The sequence below is a fragment of the Blastomonas sp. genome, from assembly GCF_041747255.1.
Lineage (GTDB): Bacteria > Pseudomonadota > Alphaproteobacteria > Sphingomonadales > Sphingomonadaceae > Blastomonas.
This window is the reverse complement of record NZ_JBGTFM010000436.1, coordinates 1-2,545: the sequence shown is the minus strand read 5'-3', so window position 1 is coordinate 2,545 and position 2,545 is coordinate 1. Positions and strand designations below refer to the sequence as shown.

Sequence of the window (2,545 nt, the reverse complement as noted above, 5' to 3'; positions counted from 1 at the left end):
GGGCGGATGGTGAGGCAGCGATGGGCAAGGTAGAAAGCGTATCGCCGGACGAGCATTGCATCGTCACCGCTGCTGTCGGCGAGGCCGAAAAGCTGACCGATGGCGAGATCGTGACCGTGATCGCGCGCCAGTCCGATGATTATCGCGAAATCCCGCTTTACTGGGCAATCGCGGCGGCATTTCTGACTCTGGGCAGCATCGCGGCATTCCCCAACTGGTTTGCCGGGCAGCTCACACTGTTCACCGGCGGCTGGGAACATGTGTACACGCCGCGCGAATATCTCACGATTATCCTGCTGTTTGTCGCGGTCAAGGCGGGTATCGTTTATCTGATCACCCGCCTTCCGCGCGTCCGGCTGTGGCTCACGCCAACCGCGATCAAGCGCGCACGGGTGCGCGCCAGAGCAATCAAGCTGTTCAAGGTGAGCGCTGAAAAACGCACGATGGGCCTCACCGGGGTGCTGGTCTATCTCTCGATGGCCGAGCATCGCGCCGAAATCGTCGCCGACAACGCGATCAACGAAAAGGTCGCGCCCGACGTCTGGGGCGAGGCGATGGCCGACATGCTGGTCGAACTGCGCGCCGGACGCGCAGGCGAAGGCATGGCCGCCGCCGTGCGCGACATCGGCAAGGTGCTTACCGAGCATTTCCCTAAGACCGACGCCAATCCCAATGAGCTGCCTGACCGGCTGATCGAACTGTGACGGCGCGCGAGCAGACCATGACCGAACCCGAAGAGATCGTCTGGCAGGGCAGGTTCATCACCGCCAAGCGGCGCGGAAAATGGGAATATGTATCGCGCAGCCGGGGCATCAGGGCAGCGGTGATTCTGGCGATCCACGAGGAATCGGTCATTCTGGTCGAACAGTTTCGGGTGCCGCTGGGCAAACGATGCATCGAACTGCCCGCCGGACTGATCGGCGATCATGATGATGATGGCGATGATACGCCGGAAAAGGCAGGCGCACGCGAGCTTGAGGAAGAAACCGGCTTCCGCCCCGCACGCATGGAGCATCTCGGCGAATTCTATTCATCTCCCGGCATGGTCACCGAGAGCTTTCACCTGTTGCGCGCGCACGATCTGACGCGGGTCAGCGACGGCGGCGGCGTAGAGGGCGAGGACATCACTGTTCACATCGTGCCGCTGATGGATTTGAGTACGTTTCTCAACGCCAAACGGGCTGATGGCTGCGCGATGGACGTGAAGCTGCTGTTGCTGCTGGGTGGCGGAATGCTTGGCTGAAGGTTACCGCTTTCATCAACAACGTTCTCCGGCGAAGACGGAGCCCAGGTGCCAGATTTCACTGTGGACGCCACGGTTCCCGGCGTTCGCCGGAAAACGGTGCATGGTCACCGGAAATTGTCCGCGTAGGCCTGAATTTTCAGGCGCCGTGGCGGGGTTTGTTCGATGCGCGCGGCGATGCCGTATTTGACGGCATAGGCTGTCGCTGCAACGGCATCAGGAAAGAACAGCTGCACCTGCTGGCGCGTGTCGCCTGATCCGGCCCAGCCGGTCAACGGATCAGGCTTTTTCGCCTCTGCCGGCTCGAACTCAAGGATCCAGCGATCGGTATTGGCGCGGCCCGACTGCATCGCATTCTTGGGGCGCTGAAAGATTCGTGCGGCCATTTTTGTTCGTCCCGAAAAGCCTCTATGCATTGCCCATGCTACAGCGGGGCGCTCCGGGTCAAGGCCGGTGTGGGCGCGATTGCTGACGGGCGAGCATCGCAATACCAACCCCCAAAAGCAGCGTCGCCAGTGTCCCTGATGCTCCTGCCGGAAAAACCAGCGCCATGCCCATCGCCATCCCGCCCAGATTAAGCACCATCGCAGCCAGCCCGGCAATGGCCGTGAGGGCTCCAATGACCTTGACGGCACCCGCACCACGCAGAAAATCCGCTGCGATGATCATGGCAGCCAGCCCAAAGAGAAACTTGCCTGCAAAATAAAGGAAGAATGCGCCTGCAAGTACCGCCTTGAAGACAGGGGCGATCGCCTCGCCCGCCTCTTCAAGCGGGCCAAACATGGCAAGTCCGATGCCGACCTGAATTGCGTTCAGAAGACCGCCGGATGCGACGGCTGCCCAGCCCAGCGACAGGCGCGCATGATGTACGATCTGCGACAGCGCCACAATCGTAATGCCCAGAAACGCGAGCGCTTCAGCTGACCAGATGACCATGCGATTGATCTCGGCACCGGCGTTGGAAAGCGCCAGGTAGATGATCTGCGTGACCACCGTGCTGAACAGCAGCACCGCAAGGCCTTGCGATGCCCTGTTTGATGCGTTTTCCATAAACTTGCCTCCAATTGCCGAGCGATCCGGCCTGCCTTGCCATCGTTCGTTCTGCAAAGGACCAAGGTTACAGGGCCTTGCGACAGTCGGCGATCAATGCCCATGCCGCATCTTGATCGCAAGCCCCCCCCAGTGCGCATGGCCAGCTTGCAGCGATCGCTGATGCTTGCGCTCGCAAAGCAGCAGGCTAAAGTTACTGGCCATGAAAACGCACGACAGCATCCGTTATTCCGCCCTGCCCCGCTATAGTGA

General features: G+C 60.8%; 4 protein-coding genes. 2 read left to right on the top strand and 2 right to left on the bottom strand.

Annotation, left to right across the window (positions count from 1 at the left end; all coding sequences use genetic code 11):
* The first annotated feature begins 20 nt into the window (after nucleotides 1-20).
* Together ACEW8G_RS14645 and ACEW8G_RS14640 are read left to right on the top strand one after the other, a co-directional pair.
* Nucleotides 21-704, top strand: coding sequence for a TPM domain-containing protein (locus ACEW8G_RS14645; protein WP_373489138.1), 684 nt, complete (start codon nucleotides 21-23; stop codon nucleotides 702-704).
* A 17-nt stretch (nucleotides 705-721) separates the two neighbouring features.
* Complete coding sequence (locus ACEW8G_RS14640) at nucleotides 722-1,243, top strand: NUDIX hydrolase (protein WP_373489137.1); 522 nt, start codon at nucleotides 722-724, stop codon at nucleotides 1,241-1,243.
* 107 nt (nucleotides 1,244-1,350) lie between these two features.
* Here the strand turns inward: ACEW8G_RS14640 and ACEW8G_RS14635 are convergent, their stop codons facing one another.
* Together ACEW8G_RS14635 and ACEW8G_RS14630 are read right to left on the bottom strand one after the other, a co-directional pair.
* Nucleotides 1,351-1,629: an ETC complex I subunit gene (locus ACEW8G_RS14635; protein WP_373489136.1), complete on the bottom strand. Its 279-nt coding sequence runs from the start codon at nucleotides 1,627-1,629 to the stop codon at nucleotides 1,351-1,353.
* 58 nt (nucleotides 1,630-1,687) lie between these two features.
* Nucleotides 1,688-2,293: a hypothetical protein gene (locus tag ACEW8G_RS14630; protein ID WP_373489135.1), complete on the bottom strand. Its 606-nt coding sequence runs from the start codon at nucleotides 2,291-2,293 to the stop codon at nucleotides 1,688-1,690.
* Nucleotides 2,294-2,545: the final 252 nt, after the last annotated feature.